Origin of the sequence: Azospirillum sp. A29 (assembly GCF_042604625.1) — a bacterium.
GTDB lineage: Bacteria > Pseudomonadota > Alphaproteobacteria > Azospirillales > Azospirillaceae > Azospirillum > Azospirillum palustre.
Window position 1 is genome coordinate 1,141,103 of the sequence record NZ_CP170460.1, and the last position, 18,902, is coordinate 1,160,004.

At 64.5% G+C, this 18,902-nt stretch carries 14 protein-coding genes and 3 pseudogenes; 7 read left to right on the forward strand and 10 right to left on the reverse strand.

Features of this window, described 5'->3' with window-relative positions; translation table 11 throughout:
• Positions 1-144: 144 nt before the first annotated feature.
• From ABNQ38_RS05035 to ABNQ38_RS05050, 4 genes are all read right to left on the reverse strand, one after another.
• Complete coding sequence (locus tag ABNQ38_RS05035) at positions 145-1,830, reverse strand: cache domain-containing protein (RefSeq protein WP_377806008.1); 1,686 nt, start codon at positions 1,828-1,830, stop codon at positions 145-147.
• 229 nt (positions 1,831-2,059) lie between these two features.
• The gene (locus ABNQ38_RS05040; RefSeq protein ID WP_377806009.1) at positions 2,060-3,337 is read right to left on the reverse strand and encodes a porin; all 1,278 of its coding nucleotides are present in this window, start codon (positions 3,335-3,337) and stop codon (positions 2,060-2,062) included.
• A 164-nt stretch (positions 3,338-3,501) separates the two neighbouring features.
• Positions 3,502-4,905, reverse strand: coding sequence for an MFS transporter (locus ABNQ38_RS05045; protein WP_377806010.1), 1,404 nt, complete (start codon positions 4,903-4,905; stop codon positions 3,502-3,504).
• A 167-nt stretch (positions 4,906-5,072) separates the two neighbouring features.
• Positions 5,073-6,005 (reverse strand): dihydrodipicolinate synthase family protein, encoded by a 933-nt coding sequence (locus ABNQ38_RS05050; RefSeq protein WP_377806011.1) that lies wholly within the window; start codon positions 6,003-6,005, stop codon positions 5,073-5,075.
• Positions 6,006-6,187: 182 nt separating this feature from the next.
• Here ABNQ38_RS05050 and ABNQ38_RS05055 point away from each other — a divergent pair, with 182 nt between their 5' ends.
• Positions 6,188-7,228 carry a LacI family DNA-binding transcriptional regulator gene (locus ABNQ38_RS05055; RefSeq protein ID WP_377806012.1) on the forward strand — a complete coding sequence of 347 codons (1,041 nt, stop codon included), beginning with the start codon at positions 6,188-6,190 and terminating at the stop codon, positions 7,226-7,228.
• Positions 7,229-7,547: 319 nt separating this feature from the next.
• Here the strand turns inward: ABNQ38_RS05055 and ABNQ38_RS05060 are convergent, their stop codons facing one another.
• Both ABNQ38_RS05060 and ABNQ38_RS05065 read right to left on the reverse strand, forming a co-directional pair.
• Positions 7,548-8,954, reverse strand: coding sequence for an L-serine ammonia-lyase (locus ABNQ38_RS05060; protein ID WP_377806013.1), 1,407 nt, complete (start codon positions 8,952-8,954; stop codon positions 7,548-7,550).
• Between the two features lie 135 nt (positions 8,955-9,089).
• Entirely contained in the window at positions 9,090-10,364 is a 1,275-nt protein-coding gene (locus ABNQ38_RS05065; protein WP_377806014.1) for a serine/threonine transporter, read from the reverse strand.
• Between the two features lie 372 nt (positions 10,365-10,736).
• Between ABNQ38_RS05065 and ABNQ38_RS05070 the strand changes: the two genes are divergently transcribed.
• Together ABNQ38_RS05070 and btsR are read left to right on the forward strand one after the other, a co-directional pair.
• Positions 10,737-12,431: a LytS/YhcK type 5TM receptor domain-containing protein gene (locus ABNQ38_RS05070; protein WP_377806015.1), complete on the forward strand. Its 1,695-nt coding sequence runs from the start codon at positions 10,737-10,739 to the stop codon at positions 12,429-12,431.
• Complete coding sequence (gene btsR, locus ABNQ38_RS05075) at positions 12,428-13,147, forward strand: two-component system response regulator BtsR (RefSeq protein ID WP_377806017.1); 720 nt, start codon at positions 12,428-12,430, stop codon at positions 13,145-13,147. The genes ABNQ38_RS05070 and btsR overlap by 4 nt, the downstream gene beginning before the upstream one ends.
• 106 nt (positions 13,148-13,253) lie before the next feature.
• On the opposite strand, the pseudogene ABNQ38_RS05080 reads toward btsR, so the two are convergent.
• From ABNQ38_RS05080 to ABNQ38_RS05095, 4 genes and pseudogenes are all read right to left on the reverse strand, one after another.
• Positions 13,254-13,484, reverse strand: a pseudogene (locus tag ABNQ38_RS05080) (IS701 family transposase); the annotation flags it as partial.
• A pseudogene (locus ABNQ38_RS05085) lies at positions 13,476-13,685 on the reverse strand (IS701 family transposase); the annotation flags it as partial. The pseudogenes ABNQ38_RS05085 and ABNQ38_RS05080, both read right to left, overlap by 9 nt.
• A gap of 60 nt (positions 13,686-13,745) precedes the next feature.
• Positions 13,746-13,895: pseudogene (locus ABNQ38_RS05090) on the reverse strand (IS5/IS1182 family transposase); the annotation flags it as partial.
• A 125-nt stretch (positions 13,896-14,020) separates the two neighbouring features.
• A complete protein-coding gene (locus tag ABNQ38_RS05095; protein ID WP_377806018.1) occupies positions 14,021-14,767 on the reverse strand; it encodes a TetR/AcrR family transcriptional regulator in 747 nt (248 codons plus the stop codon).
• Between the two features lie 143 nt (positions 14,768-14,910).
• Here ABNQ38_RS05095 and ABNQ38_RS05100 point away from each other — a divergent pair, with 143 nt between their 5' ends.
• From ABNQ38_RS05100 to ABNQ38_RS05115, 4 genes are read left to right on the forward strand one after another with little or no spacing between them, the layout of a single operon-like run.
• Positions 14,911-16,053, forward strand: coding sequence for an ABC transporter ATP-binding protein (locus ABNQ38_RS05100; RefSeq protein ID WP_377806019.1), 1,143 nt, complete (start codon positions 14,911-14,913; stop codon positions 16,051-16,053).
• Positions 16,054-16,075: 22 nt separating this feature from the next.
• Complete coding sequence (locus ABNQ38_RS05105) at positions 16,076-17,140, forward strand: ABC transporter substrate-binding protein (protein WP_377806020.1); 1,065 nt, start codon at positions 16,076-16,078, stop codon at positions 17,138-17,140.
• Positions 17,137-18,033 carry an ABC transporter permease gene (locus ABNQ38_RS05110; protein WP_377806021.1) on the forward strand — a complete coding sequence of 299 codons (897 nt, stop codon included), beginning with the start codon at positions 17,137-17,139 and terminating at the stop codon, positions 18,031-18,033. The genes ABNQ38_RS05105 and ABNQ38_RS05110 overlap by 4 nt, the downstream gene beginning before the upstream one ends.
• A complete protein-coding gene (locus ABNQ38_RS05115; RefSeq protein ID WP_377806022.1) occupies positions 18,030-18,833 on the forward strand; it encodes an ABC transporter permease in 804 nt (267 codons plus the stop codon). The genes ABNQ38_RS05110 and ABNQ38_RS05115 overlap by 4 nt, the downstream gene beginning before the upstream one ends.
• Positions 18,834-18,902 lie beyond the last annotated feature (69 nt).

Below are 18,902 nucleotides of genomic sequence, written 5' to 3' on the forward strand. Positions count from 1 at the left end.
TACCTTTTCGCACAGAAATCGGGCCTTAACTCCTAAAATAGCCGGTTTATCGCCGGATCAACCTTTTCTGCGGTCTCAACCGGCCAGAAAAGCCGGTTTATCGAGGTGCCCAACTGCCTGTCGATTTGTGTGCCAAAGTCGCGATCAAGCGGTTCGGACCGTGCCGAGGAAGTTGGACACTTCTTGATTGAGACGCTTGCTCCCATCGGAGAGTGTGCCCGCCGCGTCGAGTACAGTCCGGGCAACGCCGGCCGTGCTGTCGACCGCTTGGCGAACCACACCGACGTTTCCCGACACCCGGCGGGTGCTCTCCGCGGCATTGTTGATGTTGTCGGCGATCTCGCGCGTTGCCGCTCCTTGCTCCTCGATGGCAGCGGCAATCGTCGCGGTGATCTCATTCATCCGCGTGACCGTCACGCTGACCTCCCGGATGCGCGACACCGCCGTCTCGGAGATGGATTCGATGCCCGACACCGTCGCCTGGATCTCGTCGGTCGCCTTGGCGGTCTGCGCGGCCAGCGCCTTGACCTCGCCGGCGACGACGGCGAAGCCCTTGCCCGCCTCGCCGGCGCGCGCCGCCTCGATGGTCGCGTTCAGCGCCAGCAGATTGGTCTGGCTGGCGATCCGGTTGATCAGCTCGACGATGGCGCCGACCCGCTTGGCGGCGTCGGCAAGCTGGGTCATGGCGACCTGAGCCTCGCCCGCCTCGCCCATCGCCCCCGAAGCGATCTGGGAGGAGTGGGAGATCTGGTGCGAGATTTCCTGGATCGATGCGGCCAGTTCCTCGGTGGCCGACGCGACGGTCCCGACATTCTCGCTCGTCTGTTCGGCGGCGGCGTCGGCCGAGGTGGTTTCGCGTTCGGCGAGGTGCGACGAGTCCGTCAGGGCCTTGGCCGAGCTTTCGATGGTGCCCGCCGACGATGCGATGGAACCGACAACGGCCATCACCGAGGCTTCGAACGCATCGGCAAACCTGGCCATTTCGTGCTTGCGCTCGCGGGCCGCCTCCGCCTTCATCCGCTCCTGTTCGGCGGAAAGACGCGAGGCTTCCTCCGAGCGGAGCTTCAGCACGCCGATGGAATGGGCCAGCGAACCGATCTCGTCCCGCCGCTCCTGCCCGGGGACCACGACCGACAGGTCGCCGTCGGCGATGCGGTTCGTCACGGCGGTGAGGTGCAGGATGGGACGGGTGATCCTGCGGCCCAGCCAGAAGGCGACGCCGAAGATCAGCCCGGCCAGGGCGCCGCCGGCCCCGGCGATGGTCATGGCGTTCCTCCAGATCGCCGCCTCGACGTCGTCGAGGTAGACGCCCGAACAGACGACCCATTTCCAGGCGCCCGATTGCAGGGCGTAGGCGACCTTGCGCTGGGGAGGCGTGTTCGGTGCCTTCGGCCAGGAATAATCGGTGAATCCGCCGCCGGCCTGGGCGGCCTTGATCATCTCGCGGCTGAAATAGACGCCGTTGGCATCCTTGTTGTCCAGCGCGGAGCGTCCATCCCGGTCCTTGAACATGCCGCTCATGGCGACGGTCCCGTCCTGTTCAAGGATGAGGATGTACTCGTTGCCGTCGAAGCGGACTGCGCGCAGGGCTTCCTTCGCGGCCTCCTTGGCGGCTGCTTCCGGGAGATCGCCCTTGGCGGCCTTCGCTTCATAGGATTGGACGATCTTCGACGCCGCCTCGACGACGACGCGGGCACGCGCCTGGCGTTCGTCCCCGGTCACCGTTCCAATGGTGCGGATCGAGAGAGCGCCGACAATCGCGAATCCCACGAGGGCAATGCCGGTGATGAGATTGATGCGGCTGTTGAGGCCGAAAATTACGGATCGCATGGCGGCGTCCTCTTTGTACCGGGTTGGCCGGCGTCATGATGCGAAGTTATGAAATAGCCCGGAAAAATGAATCCTCGTTTAATGATTCTGGGGGATCTTCAGTATTGGCACGGATCATTATCATGCGTTGCAATATAGTGTGGTCTTTTCCAGCCGTTGCTGGCCCGGATGGTCTTGAGGGTGTGGAAGCCTGCACGGACCGCCGCAGCCTCAATGAACCCTTCCCTTGTCAGAACGCCACGAGCGTCCGGGCCAGAAGCACATGAGCGCGGTCGTCGGGCGACCCGGAGGCCAGGGTCACGGCCTTGTCGCTCCGGGTGTCGAAGTAATCGTATTGGAGTTGCGCCCGCAGGCCCGGTGCCACGGTGTAGCCGGCGCCCACCTCATAGACGTCGGCGGTCCGCTTGCCGGGCCGGGTCACCTGTCCGGGGTCTTCGGTGCGGATGTAGGCGGCGCCCAGCACATAGGGTCCGGTGACATACTGCGCGCCGACCTGCCAGGTCCAGGTGTCGTCGGTGTAGGCATAGCGCGCATTCTGCCCGCTCTTGCCGTAGTTCAGGTAATCGCCGCCAAGGGAGAAGCCGGCATACTCGAACCGGAAGCCGCCGATATAGCCGCGGAGGTCCTTGAAGGCATCCGCGGCCGCTCCGCTGGCGGTCGCCTTTCCGCCCATAAAGGCCGCCGACAGCGTCGCCTTGACCGGTCCGAGCGTCGCCTTGTAGTTCGCGCCGACCTCGACGATGTCTTGGAAGTTCCCGGTGAATTGCGCGGCCGGGGTCGATCCGGTCTTGACGCGGCTGATGTCGGTGTTCGAGCTGTCGTTGCGCGGCGTGTAGCTGCCGCCGACTTGCAGCCCGGCAAAACGCGGCGAGGCGTAGAGGATCTTCGTGGCGCCGGCATCAGCATTGAGCCAGGGCCACATCAGGGTCGCGGGCGGCTGGAGCGCGTCGCCGACGCCGCCCCGGAAATCGCCGCCGGTGTAGCGCCCGGTCGCCGGGTCCGTCCCCTGGGCGCCGCCGGCCGGTCCGACCCAGGCCGCCGCGTGATCGTAGAGGCCGAAGGGCAGGTAGGCGATGGGACGGCCGGTGCCGTTGGTCAGATGGGAGATCTCGCCGTCGAAGCCCGGCGTGACACCCAGCCGCACCGTGCCGAACGACCCCGAGGAGAACAGGTAGCCGCGGTCGATGTCGATCGCCCGGCTGCCCAGTGCGCTGCGCAGCCGCAGGTTTGCGCCGTATTCCAGGCCATTGTCCGCTTTTGCCAGCGGAACGACGGTCAAACGGAAACGGTTGCGGGCCTCGGTGGACCGCAGATTGCGGTCGTTGGTCTGTGAAACGAGGCCCATTTCAAAATAGGCGTCACCGCTGAGCTGGATGTCGAACCGGCCTTGCGCTTGAGCCGGTCCGACGATGCACGAAGCCAGGATCCCGCACAGAGCAATTGTTTGCGTCTGTTTCATGGAAAAATACCGCCGATGAGAAGGAGGTGGATGGAAATCCCATGGCATCCCGGCCTGTCGGAAGAGGCGACCGGACCGGACCGGTCAAGCCGGTCTTCCACAAAGGTCGGGGAGGATGAGGTCGGCAGGGGGCCGGGGCCGGGAGCGCGCCGAAGAAACCACTGCTTCGGCGGTCCCGCTGTCCAGGCGCGCCCCTATTCAACCGGCTCCCTTCAGGGAGACAGTTCTTCCAGAACCCGCCCCTTGGTCTCGATAGCAAAGAGGGCGGTGATGACCGCGCCGGCCAGCGATACGGCGGCGAAGGTCGCGAAGACGTACTGGACACCGGCCGAGCCCATCAGCACACCGACCAGAATGGGGCCGGTGGAGGAGCCGAGGCGCAGCCAGGCGCTGCCGAGACCGGTGCCGAGCGCCCTCATGCGGGTGGGATAGAGTTCCGCGGAGTAGAGGTAGAGCGAGAAGGTGATCGTCTGCAGGATCGCGTAGGCCAGTCCCGCGAGGATCAGCACTTCGAGCGGCGAGGTGGCGCCGAGGAAGGCCAGCGCCAGAAGCGGCAGCGGGGCGGCGAAGAAGGCGCACATGTACCAGCGCTTGCGGCCGACCCTGTCGATGAGCAGGGCGCAGACGACCGATGCGGCGACGCCGCCGACCGAGGTCAGCAGCCCGTACAGCAGGCTGGTCTCGAGCGGCAGGTTGAAGGTCTGGCGATAGAGCGTCGGCAGCCAGGTGATCATGCCGTTGGCGACGAGGTAGGAACAGAACCACATCGCCCAGATGGTGAAGGTGCGGCGGCGGTAGAAGCCGGAAAACAGCTCGCGCCAGTTGGAGCCGGCCTTCGCGCGGGTGGCGACGGGCTTCGGCGCTTCCAGGCTGTGCCCGGAGGCGACGGCGCTGGCTTCGAGCTGGCTGACGATGCGGTCGGCTTCGTCGTAACGGCCCCTGGAGGCCAGCCAGCGCGGCGATTCCCTCATGAAGAAGCGGAACGGGATCAGGATGGCGGCCGGAACGATGCCGACGAGGAACATCACCTGCCAGCCATAGACCGGAACCAGCGCCCGGGCGATGAGGCCGGCGCCGACGAGGCCCAGCAGGAACATCACCTCGTAGAGCAGGAAGAAGCGGCCGCGCCCCTTCGATCCGATATATTCGTTGATGTAGGCGCTGGCGACGGGCACCTCGCCGCCGGTGCCGATGCCCTGGATGAAGCGGAACGCCATCATCGATCCGGCGCCCCAGGCGAACAGGCAGGCGACGTCCATGCTCACGAACAGCAGGATGGTGAAGAGGAGGACGCTCAGCCGGCCGATCCGCTCGGCGAGCCAGCCGAAGAAGACCGCCCCGATGAGCTGGCCCAGATAGCCCATCGACAGGATCAGCCCGGTCTGTTCGGGGCCGAGCCCCCATTCGCGGACCAGCACCGGCATGGCGTAGGCGATGGCGATGACCGTGTAGCCGTCGAAGAAGGTGGCGGCGCCGATGATGTTGCGGGTCCAGAAGACCCGCCGGGTGATTGGAAGCCGTTCGAGCCGGGCGCTGATGTCCGCCTGTCCATCGAAAGTGCCGGCCGCGGCGTCGCGCGTTTTGGAGGCGACATCCTCGGATGTCTGCATGAGCATGGCGTTTCCTCTCAAGCCTGATTATTGGTTTTTTTATTGCCGGCAGCCTTCGGCCGCCGGAGGCCCCCCAGGAGTTGGTTCCGTGGCGGCGATCCTGAAAAGCCCGGATCGCCGCCAATTGCATGACGGCACGAAAGAGAGGCCACCCCCCGGGTGGCCACGGCTTCTCAGGTGGCGAGGGCGTTCTGGATCACGGTCAGGCCGGACGCCTTCACCGCGGCGCGGATTTCCTCATCGGCGCCATCGCCCAGCGCCTTCAGCGGCTCGCGGACATTGACGTTGTCGATCAGGCCGCGGGCGCGCAGGGCGTGCTTCAGCGCGACCGAGCCTTCCATGTGCGACCCGCGATGGTAGACCGCGCGGGTGATCGGCAGCAGCTGCTCGTGGTACTTGCGGGCGAGCGTATAGTCCTGCGCCTTGCCGGCGGCGAGATACTCGATCAGCAGTTCCGGGGCCATGTTGCCGTAGCCGACCAGCAGCCCGTCGACGTCGAACATCGTCGGCAGCAACCATTCGTCATGGCACGACATGATGGCGAGGTCCGGGAAGGCGTTCTTCAGCGCCGGGATTTCGTCGTACCAGCGCTTCATGTCGCGCACGCCGTTCTTGGTGGCGGTGACGCCCGGCACGGCGGCGATCTGCAATTGGGTATCGAGGTCGTAGTTGGCCTTGGTCACGGCCGGGTACTGGAACAGGATGCATTCCAGGCCGGACTGGGCGACAGCCTTGTAGCGGTCGACGGGTGCGCCCTTCTGGTAGCCGAAGCGCAGCCAGCCGTGGTTCGGATAGACCAGGGCGCCGGTGGCGCCGGCCTCGAACTTCTCCTTCGCCTCCAGTTCGGCGACCTTGGTGCCTTCGCCGGTGATGCCGGCGACGACCGGCAGCGGCGTGGCGTCCTTGTAGACACGGATCAGTTCGATCTGCTCGTCATGGGTGAGGAAGGTGCCCTCGCCGGCATGGCCGAGGATGACGAGGCTCTTTACGCCGGGAATCGAGGCAAGCCACTTTGCCAGGCGGGCGTTTCCGTCGAAATCGACGTCGCCATTGTCCTTGAACAGCGTGACGGGCGCGGGGTTCAGTCCCTTCCAATCGATGGCCATGGTTCCGATGCCTTCCAGAAACATTATGGGATGTGAGGGTGTTCCGGGCCGTCTTTGCTGCGGACCGGGAGCGTCCGCCGGTGTGGTTGGTAACGATACCGGGAACGTTCCCAAAGTAAGTCTTGAACAATTGGGGTGTCAACCATTATCTTGGGTCCGGACGGAAATTCGCGGGGCCGAGCGTGTTCACCAAAGACGATCCACAGGAGAGGCAGGGCCGGGTGACGTTGCACGACGTTGCCGCCGCGTCGGGCGTATCGAAGTCCACGGTGTCACGAATTCTTGACGAGCGTCTGCCGCGTTCGGAAAGTGAGACGGCCCGCAAGGTAAGGCAGGTCGCCGCGGAACTGGGTTATGTGCGTGACGTTGCGGCAGCAAGCCTGCGCCGTGGCAACACCAACACCATCGGAGTGATCGTGCCGCGGCTGACCGACACGGTCATGGCCATGCTCTACGAGGCGTTGGCCCATGCCTGTGCACGCTCGGGACGTTTCGCCATCGTGGCGACGACCGACGACGAACCGCAGGCCGACCGTGTCGCGGCCGAAAGCCTGCTCCAGCGTGGGGTGGACGGTCTGGTGTTGTCGACCGCCAGGGAAGGCGACGATTTCCCGGTCAGGCTGGAGAAGCGCGGAATTCCCTATGTTCTTGCGTTGAGAAGCGATGGCCGCAGCATGTCGTCGGTCGGCGATGACAAGCTGGGCGGCTATCTGGCAACCCGCCATCTCCTTGATCTCGGGCATCGGAGGATCGGCATCATCGCAGGCCCAAGCTATGCTTCGAGCAGCCGTGGACGGCTCGCCGGCTACCGGTGGGCGATGACCGAGGCCGGTGCCGCGGTCGATCCAGACTGGATCGTGGAATCGAGTTTCGGAATCGATTCCGGTGCCGAGGCGGCCGAACGCCTGATGGGCGTGTCGGCGCGCCCGACCGCGATATTCGCCATGAACGACAACACGGCCATCGGTGCGCTGTCGGCTCTGATAAAGCTCGGGCTGTCGGTGCCGGAGGATATCTCCCTGGTCGGGTACAACGACATCCCCATCGTCAGCCGGCTGTCCGTGCCATTGACGTCGGTGCGCGTGCCCTTCGACCGGATCGCGGTGGAAGCCCTGGATTTGTTGTCCCGGAGCGCGGTATCTCCCAACGATCGCGTTCGGGTCGCTCCTCCGACGCTCATCCCGCGTGCATCATCGGCTCCCTGCCGGTCCGTCCTCGGCTAGCAGGACGCAGAAAAAGGACCCGTGCGACGTTCTTTTTTTCCTCCACTGAGGCTAAAAAAACGGGTCTGCATCGCCCGGTTTGGTCGGAAAGGGCAGTTTTCCCTTGCTCCGAGGCTCCCGGAACCGCCGTTCAAGCAGACTCCGGGCGTGATTATGCAGCCGCCAGGGCTCCGTCGGCCCTCGCGCCATCTTGCTTGTAACCGTGGCGCTGACGTAGGGGATCACCTCCACTCCGGAGGAGATGGATGCGCTGCCCACACTGCTCTTCGACCGCGACGACCGAGCGTCTGGACCGGACCGCGCATGGCCATCGCCGCTGTCAGGCCGCCCAGTTGGTGCTGTCGGCGTCCTGCGCCGAGCGGGGGGTCAACGCGACCACCTTGACCGCAAGACCGCCACAGGATGTCTCGCGATATTTCGGATCCATGTCCTTGCCGGTCTCGAACATCGTCTCGATGACCTTGTCGAGCGAGACGAGCGGTTCGCTGGTCCGGTGCAGGGCCATGCGCGTCGCATTGATGGCCTTCATGGCGCCCATGGCGTTGCGTTCGATGCAGGGAATCTGCACCTGCCCGCCGACCGGATCGCAGGTCAGGCCAAGATTGTGCTCCATGGCGATCTCGGCGGCCACGCACACCTGTTCGGGACTGCCGCCCATCAGGTCGGCCAGTCCGCCGGCGGCCATCGAGCAGGCGACGCCGACCTCACCCTGACAGCCGACCTCGGCGCCGGAGATCGAGGCGTTTCGCTTGTAGAGCGCGCCGATGGCGGCGGACGCCAGGAAGAAGCGGACGCAGGCGTCATCGTCCAGCGGCTTGACAAAGTTGTGGTAGTAGGCGAGCACCGCCGGGACGATGCCGCAGGCGCCGTTGGTCGGCGCGGTGACGACGCGGCCGCCCGCCGCGTTCTCCTCGTTCACGGCGAAGGCGAACATGTTTACCCAGTCGACCACGTTCATCGGATCGCGCGACAGCGCTTCCGACGACGCCAGCTGGCGGCGCAGCAGAGCGGCCCGGCGCGGAACCCGCATCGGCCCCGGCAGCACGCCCTCCGTCGTCATGCCGCGGTCCATGCAGGCGCGCATCGTCTGCCAGATGTTGGAGAAATAGTCGCGGATCTCCTGGTGACTGTGCAGGCTGAGTTCGTTCTGCAGGATCAGGCCGGAGAAGGACAGGCCGGCTTTGCGGCAATGGGCCAGCAGATCGGCGGCCGAGGCGTAAGGGTAGGGAAGCTCCACCTCCTCTCCGGTCTGCTTGCCGAAATTCTCCTCGTCGACGACGAAGCCGCCGCCAATCGAGTAATAGGTCTTGCCCAGCAGGAGCCGGTCGCCGTCGAAGGCCTGGATCGTCATGCCGTTCTCGTGCCGGGGCAGGTTGGACCGGTGGAAGGTGATGGCGGTCGGCGGGAAGTCGATCGGCCTGCCCTCCTGGCCCAACGGAAGGCGGTGCGAATTGCGCACCTGCTGAAGGAATCCGGGGATCGTGTCGATGGCAACGCTGTCCGGCAGGTTTCCGGCAAGGCCCAGCATCAGGGCGACGTCGGTGTGATGGCCTTTGCCAGTCAGCGCAAGCGAGCCGTAGATGTCGACCGCGACGCGGGTGGCGGCATCGACGCCGCCCAAGGACCGCAGATGGTCCACGAACTGCTTGGCGGCCCTCATCGGTCCCACCGTATGCGAGCTCGAGGGGCCGATACCGACCTTGTAGAGGTCGAACATGCTGATCATGGCTTCCTTCCTTCCTGTGGGCGGCTCTGGAAACAGTTGGGGAGATGCTTGGCCGCGGGTTCTTCTCTTCGCCGCTTCAGGCGGCGTCCCGTCACCGTGGACAGGGCGCCGCCGGATGGGGAAGCGGTGTGGGCGTCAGAGGCTGAGCAGGGAGTAGAGGATGGCGGAGATCGCGACGCTGCCGATGAACATCACCACCACGTTGCCCGGCTGGCCGGCATATTTGCGCATCGCCGGCACCTTGCGGATCGCGTACATCGGCATGATGAAGAGCAGGGCGGCGATGATGGGGCCGCACAGGGATTCGATCATGCCGAGGATGCTGGGGTTCAGGGTGGCGGCGATCCAAACGGCGGCGACCATGAACAGAGCGCTGAAACGGTTGATCGCCTTTTCGTCGACCGGCTTGTCCTGGCTGCGCAGATGCTGGGAGATCAGCCCGTTCAGACCTTCGCGGGCACCGAGATAATGGCCGAAGAAGGACTTGGTGATCGCCACGAAGGCCACAGCCGGGGTCAGCAGCGCCATCAGCGGATTGTCGAACTTGTTGCCGAGATAGGACAGGATGGAAATGTTCTGGGCCTTCGCGTCGGCCAGTTCCTGAGGGCTCAGGCTGAAGACGCAGCTGAAGACGAAGAACAGGACGACCAGCACCATCATGACGACCGCGTATTTCTCGATGCGGGTGGTCTGGGATTCAGCCTCTTCGCCATAGTGGTTCTGCTGGGCGACGACGAAACGCGAGATCGCCGGGGAGTGGTTGAAGGAGAACACCAGGGCCGGGATGCTGAGCCAAAGCGTCAGGCTGAACTGGCCGGCGGTCGGGACCTGGTCGAGGACGGCGCCATTCCAGTCGGGGGCGAGATACAGGCCGATGCCCATCAGCACCACGACGAAGGGGTAAACCAGCCAGCCCATGATCCGGACGACCGTCTGTTCGCCCAGCTTGATGACGCCCATCAGCCCAAGGATCAGGCCGAGCGACAGCAGGATGCGCGGCGGCGGCACCATGCCCAGCTGATGCACCATGAAGCTCTGGACCGTGTTGGTCAGGCCGACGCCGTAGATCAGCAGGATCGGCAGGATGGTGAAGAAGTACAGCAGGGTGATGAGCTTGCCCGCGGTGCTGCCGAAATGCTCGGTCACCACCTCGGTGATGTCGCTGCCCGGCTTCGACGAGGACAGGATGAAGCGGCATAACCCACGGTGGGCCAGATAGGTCATGGGGAAGGCGATGACCGCCATGACTGCCAGAGGCCAAAAGCCTCCAAGACCTGCGTTGATGGGAAGAAAAAGCGTCCCCGCCCCAATGGCTGTTCCGAACAGCCCAAGCATCCACATGGTGTCGTGTCTGGTCCACGGCAGAGGAGGATTGCCGAGTCTCGTGGATTCTGCTGAAATGCTGACCATTTTATGCCTCCAGCATGCCTTCCATTGTGGATTTTTGAGCCATCACGGTAAGGCTGCGCTTTGTTGACCTGGAGGAAGCCTATCAATACCCCGTTGGCAATTCCCGGCCGAACTCAGGAGCGGTGGAATAGCGAAATGAGCGGCGGAATGGAAAAATGAACGGAAGCCGCCGCAGGCGAGCGGCGCGATGCGAAGGCGGGCGGCGCGGCGGGCGGTGCTTTTCGCCGCATCTCCGGCACGGTCCGTGCCGCCGCTTCCCCCTGGCCTTTCGGCCGCGAATGGGTCAAACCAAGCGCCTCAACCAAGCATAAGCCGTTGCTCGCCTGCCCGCACCGGACGGTCCGGACGCGCAGGTGCAGGGAGCCTTGACCGATGCAAATTGATCCCGCCGGCCTCTCGCTGGTCCTTCTCCAGCAGATGTGTGTCTATCTCGTGGTGGCCTATCTCCTCAGCCGGACGAAGATCTTCATTCCGCTGACGCACGCCACGATCCGGCCACCGCACAAGCTGGCCTGCTACGTCATCTTTTCCCTGTTCTGCATCATGGGCACCATCCTCGGCCTGCCGGTGGTCCATGCCATCGCCAACACGCCGGCGATCGGCGCGGTGCTCGGCGGTCTTCTCGGCGGTCCGCTGGTCGGGCTGGGGGTCGGCATCACCGGCGGGCTGCACCGCTATTCGCTGGGCGGAGCCTTCGCGCTCGCCGCCGGCATCGACATCGTCGTGCAGGGAATGCTGGGCGGTCTGATGCACCGCCATCTCATCCGCAAGGGCGAGGCCCGCACCCTGTTCGACCCTGTCAAGGCCGGCGCCCTGACCTTCGCCGGGGTGCTGCTGGAGTTGCTGATCGACCTTGCGGTGGCGAAGCCCTTCGACCAGACGCTGGAGATCGTGCGGTTGATCGCGGTGCCGGAGCTGATCGCCAACTCGCTGGGTGCCGCGCTGTTCATGGGCATCCTGATCGATCGCCGGGCTTTAATCGAACGACAGTCCAGCCTGTTCTCCGCCAAGGCGCTGGCGATCGCGGCGCGCGCCGACGGCGTGCTGCGCCAAGGCTTCAACCAGGAAAACAGCATGACCGTGGCGCGGATCATCTATGAGGAGACCGGGGTCGGCGCGGTCGCCATAACCGACCGCGAGAAGATCCTCGCCTTCATCGGCATCGGCGACGACCACCATCTGCCCGGCACGCCGATCTCTTCGGTGAACACGCTGGACGCCATCGCTCACAACGAGGTCACCTATGCCGACGGCAATGAGGTGGCCTATCAATGCTCGATCAGCCCGACCTGCCCGCTGGGGGCGTCGCTGGTTATCCCGCTGGTCGGCGAGGACAGCTACGTCATCGGCACGATCAAGCTGTATGAACCCAAGACCAAGCTGTTCTCCACCATCAACCGGACGCTGGGCGAAGGCATCGCGAAGCTGCTGTCGAGCCAGATCCTGGCAGGCCGCTACGAACAGCAGAAGGCGTTGCTTGCGCAGGCGGAAATCAAACTTCTTCATGCCCAGGTCAATCCGCATTTCCTGTTCAACGCGCTGAACACCATCGCCGCCGTCACCTGCGACGAACCGGAGAAGGCGCGCGACCTGATCGGCGATTTGTCCACCTTCTTCCGTATGAACCTCAAGCGCCCCAGCGAGATCGCCTCGCTGGCCGAGGAGATCGAGCATGTGAACGCCTATCTTCAGATCGAGCGGGCGCGCTTTTCCGACAGCCTGACGGTCGACATCGACATCCCCGACAGTCTCGGCTACGTGCGGCTGCCGGCCTTCACGCTTCAGCCGGTCGTCGAGAACGCGATCAAGCACGGCACGTCGCAACAGCTCCGTCCGGGGCATGTCACGATCAACGCCCGCGAGGATGGCGATGTGCTCGTCATCGACGTGCAGGACAATGCCGGACTTTACCAGCCGAAGCCGGCCGGACAGGGGCTCGGCATGAGTTTGGTGGACCGCCGCATCAGGAACTGTTTCGGCCTGTCCTATGGTGTTACCGTCGCGTCCGAGCGGGATGTCTTCACCCGCATCACGATCCGGGTTCCGCTGGAGGCCGCGTCCAAATGATCACCGTCCTCATCGTCGACGACGAGCCGTTGGCCCGCAAGGAGCTTCGCCGGGTCCTTTCGAAGGCCGACGACATCGTCATTCTCGCGGAATGCAGCAACGCCATCGACGCCATCGGCGTGATCAACCGGGAAAAGCCCGAAGTTGTGTTCCTGGACATCCAGATGCCGCGGGTGAGCGGTATCGAGATGCTGAGCATGCTCGATCATGAAAAGATGCCCTACATCGTTTTCCTGACCGCTTACGACGAGTATGCTGTGCAGGCGTTCGAGCAGCATGCCTTCGACTACCTGCTAAAGCCGGTCAACCAGACCCGCCTCGACAAGACCCTGGAGCGCCTCCGCCGCAACCGCGAGCCACAGAAGATCGCCCAGCTTCCGGGCGCCAGCCAGCTCCGCCAGATCCCGTGTTTCGGACAACACCATGTCCAGCTGGTGAGGATGGAGGATGTCGAATATGTGGCATCGGGTGTCAGCGGCGTCTACGTGGTCACCACCGACGGCAGTGAGCTACCGACTGAGCTGCCGCTTCATATCCTGCAGGACCGGACGCCTCTTCTGCGCTGTCACCGGCAATATCTCGTGAACATCGATATCATCGAGAAAATCAATTTTCTGGAGAATGGCTTGGCGGAGATCAAGACGATACGGGGGCAGCTCATTCCCGTCAGCCGGCGCTTCTTTCCGCAGATCAAGGAGCGGCTTGGGATCCTCTAACATTGCAGTTGCGCATTTGTACGGTGGGCTTGACAGGCGAGCGCTTGATGGCATCGCCTCCACGCCGACCATGCGATGACGGTTGCGGGTTCGATCCACCGCCGGGTCAGGCGGTCGGCAACACGACGGATCTCCTGCATCGACCAACGGACCATAGGCGAGGTACTTTTCTCATCGTTTTTGGGGGCGTGGCAAGGGTATCGGCCTTGTGCCGGACCACGGCCAGCAGGGCGAAGGCGAGCATGACCAGCCAGACGTGTCGGTGCCAGCCGTGCCAACTCCGCGTCTCGTTGTGATCCAGTCCCAGCTCGGTCTTCGCCGTCTCGAAGGCCTGCTGACGCCAGGGGCCCGTATCACCTGCGGCTTCGGCGCGCATCCACCCGGTCTTGCGCCGCTCCGGCCCGAGCAGCCCGTCCAGGAACGCGCCGGCTGATGCCGCCGTGCCGGACTGCAAGAACAGCGGCCGAAGCCCGGCCTTGGCTCCACGCAGTTCCTCTGACCACAGCCCCAGCAGGTCCTCGACCGCGACACCGGACATGGCGACATCCCAAAGCCTGTTCAACAGGCGGGACGGCGTTCCATCGCAACTGTAATGCCAGTAGCACACCGGCCGGCCACGCCGCCCCGTGGCGGGCGGCGTCCACGCGGCGGTCGCCTCCGGCGACACCCAGATCGTCAGGTCACCCCGCCGGCGCAGCGCCGCATCGTAAGCTGACCGGTTCTCAACCCGATAGCTGGCCCTTGGGATCTTGTGGCGGCGGGGCTCGTTGGCCTTCTACGGCATCGGAGGCTCGGCTTCAGCGGGCCGCCTCTATACCCGCTCGCCCTCCCGACCGCCATCAGCCCGGCCTCTTTGCACCAACGTCTCACCGGTCAGCTTCCGCCGTTGGCCGCAGTGTTCGGCCGGGCCGGGCCTTCGAACGCCTCCATCGCAATATACCACTGGTCGGACAGGGCTTTTGCGAGGCTGTCGGCAGTAGGGAAAGATCGGCACAGCAGCGCGTCGCCATGGACGAATCTTTCGCGCAGGCTCTCGATCGTCATCGCGATCAGCAGGCGCAGGACGCCCTCGAACCTGCCGCGTTCTTCCATGCCGAAGGGCTGTCCGCGACGGCGGGCGACGGCCAGGATGATGCGGTCGACCCACTCAGAATTCATCCGCTCGCGCATCCGCAACACCTCGGGATCCCGCGTGGCCAGTTCCGAGAACAGGCTGTAGAAGCCTGCGTTCGCCTCATAGGCGCGGCAATAATCGGTGTTGGCGGCCAGGATCGCCTCGTAGCTGCTTCGTGGACCCTTCGATACGGTGCGGCGGTGGGTGACATATTCGAAGAACAGATTGACGAGGACGACGGCGCATTCGTCCATGTCTTTAAAATGATTATAGAAGGTTCCGCGTGACAGCCCGGCTTCGTCCAGCAGGGCCTCCACCGTCATCAGCTTTCCCCGTGTGGTGCGCAGGTGGCGGGCGACAAGGGAAAGCAGCATGTAGCGTGTACGCTCCCGCTTCGGGCGCGTCCGCTCCCGGCTTTTGATCGCCAGCACCTCCTCGAAGAAGAGAGGGGGAACGGCTTCATCCCGCTCGGGCCCGCTGCCCTGAATTTTCTCATCCTGCTGCATTTTTATGCCCTCGCTCCCCAACCACCATGGCCCCGACAAAAATGTTCTGCGAGCTGACGTTCACAGCTTGACGAGGGCCATTTTTATACATAGCGTCATATTTAGACAATGCGTCATCACTGGACAGGCCGATGGTACCTACGATGGTGGACGTCAATAAACCCTCCAGCGGCACCTTGAACAGGGAAGCTTTTTCGAAAGCGAAGGCGACCGGTGCGACGATTGAGTTCCAATCCGTCCGCAAGGCCTATGGATCGGTAACAGCACTGCACGATTTTTCTCTGACCATTCGTCCCGGCGAGTTCCTGACGATCCTCGGGTCGAGCGGATCGGGGAAAACGACGGCTCTGAATGCACTTGCGGGCTTCTCCGGGGCGGACTCGGGCGACATCCTCATCGACGGCAAGTCGGTGATCGACGAGCCGCCGGAGCGCCGGAACCTGGGGATGGTGTTTCAGAACTATTCCCTGTTTCCGCACATGACGGTGTTCGACAACATCGCCTTCCCGTTGCGGATGCGCCGCGCCCCGCGGCGCGAGATCAACGAACGGGTGGAGCGGGTCCTGGAGATCGTCCGGCTCGGCGCGCTCGCCAAGCGGATGCCCCGCGATCTGTCCGGCGGACAGCAACAGCGTGTGGCCTTCGCCCGCGCCATCGTGTTCGAACCGCCCGTCCTACTGATGGACGAACCGCTCGGCGCGCTCGATCTCAAGCTGCGCGAAGCGCTGCAGTTCGAGATCAAGGAAATCCAGCATCAGCTCGGCTGTACCGTGGTCTATGTCACCCACGATCAGCGCGAGGCGCTCGCCATGTCGTCGCGCATCGTCGTGCTGCGCGACGGCCGGATCGAGCAGGTCGGCACGCCGTCCGAAATGTACGATGCGCCGAAAAGCCGCTTCGTCGCCGATTTCATCGGGCAGACCAACCTGCTGGCCGCCGATCTGTCGACTGCCGGATCGGTGTCCATCTCTGAACTGGGCGCCGTTTACCGGGACGCGGACTCCCAGGCCCGCCAGGGGTCCTGGTACGCCAGCGTTCGTCCCGAAAAGCTTCAGCGCCGCCCGGCCGAAGGGGCGGACATCGCCGTGGGCGTGACCGTTCAGGAAGCGGTGTTCCTCGGCGATGTGATCGAATACAGCGCCCGCACCACCCATGGTGCGCTCATCCACTTCCGAGAACAGAGACGCGACAGGGATCGGATCCCGGAACGCGGCGAGACCATCAGTCTCGTCCTGCGCCCCTCCGACGTCGTCCTCGTTCCGGATCTCGCCAAGACCGGTCGCTAAAGAACTGATTGGGAGTGCCGTTATGAAGAAGCTGCTGTGGAGCCTCTCCGTTGGAGCGGCGATTGTCGGCGGTGCCGGCGACGTCGCCCTGGCCCAGTCCGGCAACAAGTCGATCACGATCGCCAATTACGGCGGTGCTTGGGCGGAAACCCTGAACCGCATCTGCATCGAGCCGTTCACCAAGGAGACCGGCATCACCGTCACCCAGGCGGCGACCGAAGACTCCCTTGCCCAGATTCGCGTCCAGCAGACCACCAAGAACATCCTGTGGGACATTGCGCCCACCGAGCGTTCGGGTCTGCCGGTCTCGTCCAAGAACGGCTGGCTGGAGCCGATCGACTGGTCGGTGGTCGACCCGGAGAACAAGCTCCCGCCGGTTGCCCGCAAACAGTACGCCATCGGTGCGATCGCCTATTCCACCACGATCGGCGTGCGCACCGACAAGCTGCCGGAAGGCAAGAGCTTCGGCGGTTGGAAGGACTTCTGGGACGTCAAGGCCTTCCCCGGCCCGCGCACGCTGCGCAACTCCCCGGCGGAAAACCTCGAATTCGCCCTGATCGCCGACGGCGTGAAGCCGTCAGAGGTCTATAACGTGCTGCGGTCGCCGGACGGCATCGACCGTGCGTTCAGGAAGCTGGACGAGATCAAGCCGGCGATCACCGTCTGGTGGACAAGCGGCCAGCAGCCGGTCCAGCTTCTCGCCAGCGGCGAGGTCTTCTACGCGACCGCCTTCAACGGCCGCATCCAGCAGCTACAAAAGGACAAGTTGCCGGTCAGGATCATCTGGAACGGCGGGTCGCTGGACGTCAGCTACTATTCCATCGTGAAGGGCGCCCGCAACGTGGCCGACGCCCAGAAATTCATGAACTATTGCTGGAACACGCCGACGCGCCTGGCCGAGATCGCCCGCGCCATGCCCTATTCCTCCTTCAATCCCGACATTTACAAGATCCTCTCGGCGGACGAAGCCAAGGAACTGCCAACCAGCCCGGCGAACCTCGAGGTTCAGTTCGCGCTGGACTCCGAATACTGGGCTGAAAACCTGCCGCGCATCCAGAAGCGGTGGGAAGCTTGGCGCCTGCAATGAGCGACGGCGTTGCCATGGCGCGCGATGGGAAAGGGGCGGCGCGCGGCAGGCGCGCGCCTCTCTCCTCCCTCTGGCTGCTTGCCCCGGCGGCCGTGCTGTTCCTCTTCGTGTTCATCCTCCCGGTGGGCGAGGTCGCGTTGTGGAGCGTGCAGGGTGAGGCCGGGCTATCGGCGGAGAATTATGAGGCGGCACTCGGCGCGGGGCCATACCGGACGATCCTGTTCGGAACCTTGCAGCTTTCCTTCGGCGTGGCCTGCGCCTGCATCCTGGTCGGCTATCCGGCCGCCTATTTCCTCGCATCCCGTCCGCCGCGCAACCGCACCCTGCTGCTCCTGCTCATCCTGACGCCGCTGTGGGTCAGCGTGCTGGTGCGCACCTTCGGCTGGATCGTCGTTCTCGGCCGGGAAGGGCTGGTCAACTCCATGCTGATCGGGATCGGCGCCGTCGATGGGCCGCTCCAGATGCTCTACACGCGCGGAGCCGTCTACATCGCGATGGTTCAGGTCCTGCTGCCGGTCGCCATTCTGGTCATGTTCTCGACCATGACCACCATCAACCGTTCCCTGTTGATGGCGTCCCGGATTTTGGGTGCATCGCCGTGGCGCGGTTTCGTCCACATCTTCCTTCCGCTGAGCGCGGGGGGAGCGGTCAACGCCTGGATGCTCACCTTCGTTCTGGCTCTCGGCTTCTTCATCACCCCGGCGCTGGTCGGCGGTCCGAAGGAGACGATGATCGCGAACCTGATCGCGACGCAGATCACGCTCACCCTCGACTGGGGCCTGGGTTCCGCGCTGGGCATGGTGCTGGTGGTCGCGGGCTTTGCCGTGGTGGGTGCCGTCGCGCTGCTCTTCCGGCGGGTGACGGGGCTGAGCGGCCATGGAGGCTCGCGATGAAACGATCACTTTGGGAAAAGTCCGGGCGCTACCTGCTTCCGGTCTATTTCGTCGGCGTCCTGCTTTACCTGCTGCTGCCGTTGCTGCTGGTCATCCCGATGTCGATCAGCGAAACGCGCTATCTGAAATTCCCGCCGCAGGGCTTCACGTTCCGCTGGTATCAGGAGTTCTTCGCGTCCGCTGGCTGGATCGACGCCACCTTGCGCAGCCTGCTGGTCGCCGCGGCGAGCGCCGCGCTGGCCACCGCCATCGGCACCGCGGCCGCCCTGGTGCTGAGCCGGGAGGGCAGCAAGGCCGCGCGGGCGGCCGGACCGGTCTTCCTGGGGCCGCAGGTGGTGCCGGTCATCATTCTGGCGCTGGGCACCCTGCTGGTCTTCAGCCGTTTCGGTCTTTACGGCTCGCTGTGGGGCGTTGCCCTGGTCCATGCCGTTCTGGCTCTGCCCTTCGTCACCACCACGGTGTCCGGGGCGCTGCGTCAGACCGGCGACACGCTGGCCCGCGCCGCCCGCGTGCTGGGGGCCCGGCCGCATGAGGCCTTCTGGCACGTCACCTTGCCGACGATCCGTCCGGCGATGATCTCGGCCGCCGTGTTCGCCTTCTTCATCTCCTTCGATGAGCTGGTCATCGCCCTGTTCGTCATGGGGCAGAACGAAACCCTGCCCATGCGCATCTGGGCGGACATGCGTCACGATCTGACGCCGGTCGTGGCCGCCGTCGCCACGCTGCTGATCGTCGTCACCTTCGCCGCCGTCTTCATGAGCGATCTGATCCAACGCCGCGCCCAACGGCGCGCGGGGTGACGGGTCGCCCGGCACCGCGCGCCAGCGGCGCCTCTCCATCACGGCCACCGCACTCGACGGCCCTATCAC